Below are 4,154 nucleotides of genomic sequence, written 5' to 3'. Positions count from 1 at the left end.
TCATAAGGTTGCAACCCCCGTAATACGCGGAATTCTGAAGGTGAGAACCTCGCCAGTGGCGTGATCTCGAGCCATCAATGAACCAGCTGAAATCTTGAGTGGATCAATAATGCGGTGCGAGACAAGACCATTGTTATCGGCATAACCAATAGAGAGCGATTTTGTCGGGCTCTCTTTCAGATGCTTGGTCAGAAGGTCCAAAGTTTCATTGGCAGTGGTGCGCGGAAGACTTCCAAGTGCCTCCTGAGAAATATCTCGAAGGGTGCTCTGTTTCGCAGATGATTTCTCTCCGGTGCGAATCGTGCGAACTGCAATCTCAAGTAGCGCTCGCTCCGGTTGTTCGAATTCACCAATAATGCGTGGAGGACGAGCTTTCGTCTGTGCACGTTGGACACGTGGCCCACTCAGTAAGAGCCCTTGAGAATCTTCGCCAGCCGGTAGATACCCAGCATCACGCAGAACCTGCATCGCATCATGTGCATCGTGAGTACAGATCATCACCTCAGGTGCAATACGCCGCAATCCCAGTGATTCAACTTTTTTGTCGCGAAGAATCTGTGTGATGAGGGCAGTGTCTTCGCAACGAATAAAGGATGAGGCAATTCCAACTCGCAACTTTCCGTGCTTCTTAGAAATATCTCCGATGAGGTACTCAAGAGGTTGGGGCACAGGCGTTTTAGAAGTCTTCTTTAAAAAGACAAGAATTTCGTCGCCGGTTCGACCGTGGTCAAGTCCACGACGCAGGGAACTTTCGGAGAATCGGAAAACTGTTGCCGCGCCACGAGATTCGATATCTGCGATGAGATCGAGTTCTTGTGAAATTTCATGCTCTAGCGGTCCTGGAGCAATTGCAGTGTTATCGCTCTGAATCAAGATGTGATCGACAGTTGCTGGAAGATCGCTATCGATAACTTCAAGTGCATCACCAGCTAAAAGCAGTGCACCATAAGGAGATAGCGCACCTTGCCCTGTGATACCCAGCCATTCGGCTTCACGCGCAATCCATTCGATGTATTCGGCTGGAATTCCACCTGTACGTCGATAGGGAAGATTCCACTGAGTAGCCGCACGAAGTGATTCAAGTGTTGGTGCAACAGGTGAAGACTCATCTAGAAGAGTTAAAACTTTTCTGCGAATGGGAGCTGCCGTGCTGCGATCGAGCTCTGGCCCCATTGGCGCTGCTGCTAATCCGCTGAGGCGAGATGTAATCAACCATGCGGAGACCAAGTTCTCCCATTTCACTGCTGCAGGTTGCGCAAGCCAAATATCAAATTGATGTGTCGGAAGTACTCGATCATCGGGATCGATGGTCACAAGACCGGAGATGTAAGCCACTTCAATTACGAATGACGCACACTCTGTCTCAACTCCTAGGTGCTGGGAGAGATCACGCAAATCGCGAACACCGATTCCCCCTGCCTTGAGCGCTGTTGCAGGCTCTTGACTCCAGAAGTTCAGTACTTCTTCAGTCCAGCGGAGAAAGGTAGTGATGTTTGCAATTGCGGCAAGCTGTAAGTTCTTTTGATCAACGGTGCGACCTTCGATTGCAGGCTGAGTTATAAGGAGCTCACGGTGCACTTTATTGCCACGAAGGGCTAGTGCAACTTCACGATGGAGAACAACTGTCTGCTGATTTACTGGCGATACGAAACCTTGATCCATCAACCATTTCAAACCAGGATTTGGTTTCTTGACATCTGCAACTGCGCCTCGAGGAGGACCCCACACCATCGCATCAAGAACTTTCTTTGATGCAGCAGGAGCGTTCTCCAAATCTTTTAACTTTAACTTCTGCATTGCCGGAGTTCCGAGCCCTGCTATTTCATTGCCAAGAACTTCACGAACATTATTAGGTATGCGGTAACCGTCGTGCCCTAAATAGATAAGTGCGCGATCTACAAGAGCTGCGATAGCAAACTTGGCTGTTTTATCAGTGTGCTGAAGTAGCTCTTTCTCAGTAAATGGCTCTGTTAATACTGCTGCTGCTTCGAGCACCTGCAACTGCCACTTATTGAGGGAATCGATTGCGCGCACGAGCGATGGAATTGAAGATGCTCGCACCGCAAGACTTGCGATATCCGAAGGAACAGGCGAGGTCAGATCACTTCTACTTTCGAAAAGCGCAATCAACGCGTCATCACTGAGTGAGCGCAGGTAATCGGCGTAAGAGCGAATTTCCATAACCTGCCTACATTAGCGGGGTATGGCCTTGCGGGGCGAATTGAGTTAGCGGTGCTTGCGTGGAACAAGCAAGGCAGCAAGGGCTGCGAGGCGACTTACTGCAGGACCCAGTAAGCGATTGAGGTGGCGGGCTCGACGGAAGTCATGGACTGGCCAACCTTCAGCGAGAGCCTTGATGCGAAGAATGGCATCAGGATTGATTGCGGATGGATTTCCAACTGCGGTGAGAAGCGGAAGATCGTTATGGCTATCTGAATATGAGTAACACTCATTGAGGTCGTAACCATTTACCTCTGCAAGTGCGCGAATTGCAACTGCCTTCTCTGTGCCATGAAGAAGTTTTCCATCGAGCTCGCCGGTATAGATTCCATCCTTAATAATTACCTTGCTACCAACGGCTCCAGTAAATCCAAGTCGGTTGGCGATGATCTCGGCCATATCTTGCGGCGCAGCTGTTACGAGCCAGACATCTTCACCTCGTGCGAGATGTCCTCGTGCAATTTCACATGTGCGCTCCCATAATTTTGGTGAAACATATTCGTCGTAAATCTCTTCACCAAGAGCGAGGATGTCACTCACGTGGTGACCGCCAACAAAATCCGTCGCAGCTTTCTGGAATCTTTCAATGACCTCTTGCTTCTCCATTCCGGTCATTCGGAAACGGAGATTGGCGACAACAAAGCGCGAGATATCAGCTTTTGTGAAATAACCTCGTTGATACATACCTCTTCCGAGAAAGTAGAGAGTGGACCCACGAACGAGGGTGTTATCTACATCAAAGAAGGCAGCACGAGTGGGTTTGAGCGCCATGTCCCAACCTTAGCGATTGCTGAGTGAGAAAGGGCTTCGACTTCACGCTTTATGCTTAGCTCATGAGTTCTACGGTGCATGTTGTTCGCCATGGCGAGGTTGAAAATCCTCAGAAGATTCTCTACGGCCGCCAACCAGGATGGCGCTTATCAGCGCGTGGGCAAGAGATGGCGCAAGCTCTCGGTGAGTGGTCGAAGGCGATCAATCTCGGTGCACTGCATGTCTCACCATTGCAACGTGCTCAAGAGACTGCAGCACCAATCGCTAAGGCACATTCAATCGGAATACATACCGATGAACGATTAATCGAAGCAGCAAATATATTTGAAGGTAAGCCATTTGGTATTGGTGATGGAGTTCTCAAGCACCCATCTGCATGGAGATATTTGTATAACCCTTGGAAGCCTTCTTGGGGCGAGCCGTATGAAGAGCAGATCAATCGCATGTTGGAAGCGGTATTTGATGCAAAGAAAGCTGCAGGCGATAAAGATGCAATTGTCGTTTCACATCAGCTGCCAATTTGGATTTTGCGAAGCGCAATTGAGGGTCGTCGACTGATTCACGATCCCCGTAAGCGCGAATGCACTTTGGCTTCGGTCACTTCAATCCACTTTGACGATGAAGGACTCATCAGCGGAACTTCCTATTCAGAGCCTGCTGCACATCTGCTCCCAAAGAAGTAAGGAAATCAATATGAAGAAGCTTGGCGCTGCACTTGCTGCACTCTTGCTTCTCTCCGGTTGCGGAAATTCAGGGGTAACTACTGCGGAGGAAAGTTTTGTCGCAGGCAATGGAGCAACTTCTTATATCGCAGTTAAAGATCGAATTGCAGCGCCAGATCTCAAAGGTATGACGCTACTCGGTAGCCAATATTCCCTGCCGAAGAATGCGATTGCAGTCGTCAATGTGTGGGCTTCCTGGTGCTCACCGTGTCGCGCAGAAGAGCCAACACTCTCTGCGCTCGCCAATCAATATCCGGAGGTCAACTTTCTCGGCATTTTGACGAGAGATAACCCGGTCAATGCAGAGGCATTTGTGCGCAAGAATAAGAGCCCATATCCAACTCTGATTGATGACTCTGTTCTTATTGGATTTAGTAAGTCCCTTCCAGCAAATGCCATCCCCACAACTCTTGTATTAGATAAGAATGGATTAGTAGCAGG

At 49.3% G+C, this 4,154-nt stretch carries 4 protein-coding genes; 2 read left to right on the top strand and 2 right to left on the bottom strand.

Annotation, left to right across the window (positions count from 1 at the left end):
• Together ACKOVI_RS06385 and ACKOVI_RS06380 are read right to left on the bottom strand one after the other, a co-directional pair.
• Window positions 1-2,181: a helicase-associated domain-containing protein gene (locus tag ACKOVI_RS06385; RefSeq protein WP_509603252.1), complete on the bottom strand. Its 2,181-nt coding sequence runs from the start codon at window positions 2,179-2,181 to the stop codon at window positions 1-3.
• 45 nt (window positions 2,182-2,226) lie between these two features.
• On the bottom strand, window positions 2,227-2,991 hold the full coding sequence (locus ACKOVI_RS06380) for an HAD family hydrolase (RefSeq protein WP_509603251.1): 765 nt from the start codon (window positions 2,989-2,991) through the stop codon (window positions 2,227-2,229).
• A 62-nt stretch (window positions 2,992-3,053) separates the two neighbouring features.
• On the opposite strand from ACKOVI_RS06380, the gene ACKOVI_RS06375 reads away from it, so the two are divergent.
• Together ACKOVI_RS06375 and ACKOVI_RS06370 are read left to right on the top strand one after the other, a co-directional pair.
• A complete protein-coding gene (locus ACKOVI_RS06375) occupies window positions 3,054-3,674 on the top strand; it encodes a histidine phosphatase family protein (protein WP_509603250.1) in 621 nt (206 codons plus the stop codon).
• Window positions 3,675-3,684: 10 nt separating this feature from the next.
• Window positions 3,685-4,154, top strand: a 470-nt coding sequence (locus ACKOVI_RS06370; protein WP_509603249.1) for a TlpA family protein disulfide reductase, incomplete at its 3' end; no start/stop codon positions are given.

It is taken from the genome of Candidatus Planktophila sp., from assembly GCF_046070465.1.
GTDB lineage: Bacteria > Actinomycetota > Actinomycetes > Nanopelagicales > Nanopelagicaceae > Planktophila.
This window is presented reverse-complemented; position numbering and strand designations above follow the sequence as displayed.

Excerpts from the sequence above, each read along its gene's own strand:
- ACKOVI_RS06385 (WP_509603252.1), bottom strand. The coding sequence starts at position 2,181 with ATGGAAATTCGCTCTTACGCCGATTACCTGCGCTCACTCAGTGATGAC.
- ACKOVI_RS06380 (WP_509603251.1), bottom strand. The coding sequence starts at position 2,991 with ATGGCGCTCAAACCCACTCGTGCTGCCTTCTTTGATGTAGATAACACC.
- ACKOVI_RS06375 (WP_509603250.1), top strand. The coding sequence starts at position 3,054 with ATGAGTTCTACGGTGCATGTTGTTCGCCATGGCGAGGTTGAAAATCCT.